General features: G+C 75.4%; 2 protein-coding genes. Both read left to right on the forward strand.

The genetic code is table 11. The features are described 5' to 3' along the window. Positions 1-491 (forward strand): hypothetical protein (locus tag AEQ27_RS17940; RefSeq protein WP_054147404.1); only part of this gene is annotated, 491 nt, incomplete at its 5' end. Further along, positions 488-1156: hypothetical protein (locus tag AEQ27_RS15010; RefSeq protein WP_054147405.1), on the forward strand; the 669-nt coding region annotated here is incomplete at its 3' end. The genes AEQ27_RS17940 and AEQ27_RS15010, both read left to right, overlap by 4 nt.

The raw sequence follows: 1156 nt of genomic DNA on the forward strand, positions 1-1156 counted from the left end.
AGGTCAGCCTGCGCGGCGCCGCCCGCATCGCCGTCGCCGCGCGACCCGCCCCGATCGCGGACCCGGTCGTGCAGCTCGCCTCGCTGGCCGCCCTGCTCTGGGCCGAGGTCGAGCACGTGCGGGTCATGGCCCAGCTGACCGTGCGCGGCCCGATGGCCCACGAGGTCGGCGAGGCGCTCGCCCCGCTCCGCAAGGCCGTGCGCGACGTCGTGCGGCGCGGCGTCGAGACCGGACGCATGCGAGACGACATCGCTCCGCGCACGCTCGCGCACCTCGTCGAGGGTGCCGCGCTGTCGGTGCTCGACGAGGCGACGACGCAGCGGCTCAGCCGCGCCGAGGGCCACCGACTCGTCATGCTCGCGGTGCTCGGCGTCGTCGGCCTCGACTGGCGCACCGCCGGAGACCTCGTCGCGACGGCCCCGGAACTCGCGCTCCCTCCCGAACAGACGACCGGCGCCGCCTCGACTCCCCCGACCGGAGAACCCGCATGAGACTCGAACTCCACGACGTCGCGATCGGCGACGGCCCCGGGGCGGCCCTGCCCCCGCTCAGCGCGGTCGCCGACCGTTGGACCCCCGGCTTCGTGGCGGTCGAGACCGAGAACGCGCCCACCCTCGCGTCGCTCGTCGCGGGGGGCCGCATGCGCCCCGAGACCGGCCGGGTGACGGTCGACGGCCGGTCGGACGACGTGGCGATCCGCGCCTCCTTCGCCCTCGTCGACACCCCCACCGTCGCCGAACCGTTCGCGGCCCTCACGGTCGTGCAGGTCGCCCGAGAAGAACTGGCCCTCGCCGGGCTCCGCGCCGACAAGGCCTCGGCTCGCCTGCTGCTCGACGAGATCGGCCTGCGCGAGCACGAGCGGACGCGCCTGAGCGCCCTGCCCACCGAGCTGCGCGTCCGCCTGCTCTGCGAACTGGCCGTGCTGCGCCCGGAGGTCCGCGGGCTGATCGTGACGACTCCCGAACGGCACGGCGGCGACGTCGCCGCCTGGCTCTCGGTGGTGCACGACCTCGTCGGTCGCGACTACACCGTGCTGACCATCACCGGGTTCGCGGCTCTCGCGACGATCGAGTCGCTGCCCACACCCGAGTTCGCCCCGGACGAGTCCGCCGTCGCGCCCGAGACCGACACCGCCGCTGGCGCCTCCCCCGACGAC

The sequence above is a fragment of the Frigoribacterium sp. RIT-PI-h genome (assembly GCF_001297205.1).
Lineage (GTDB): Bacteria > Actinomycetota > Actinomycetes > Actinomycetales > Microbacteriaceae > Frigoribacterium.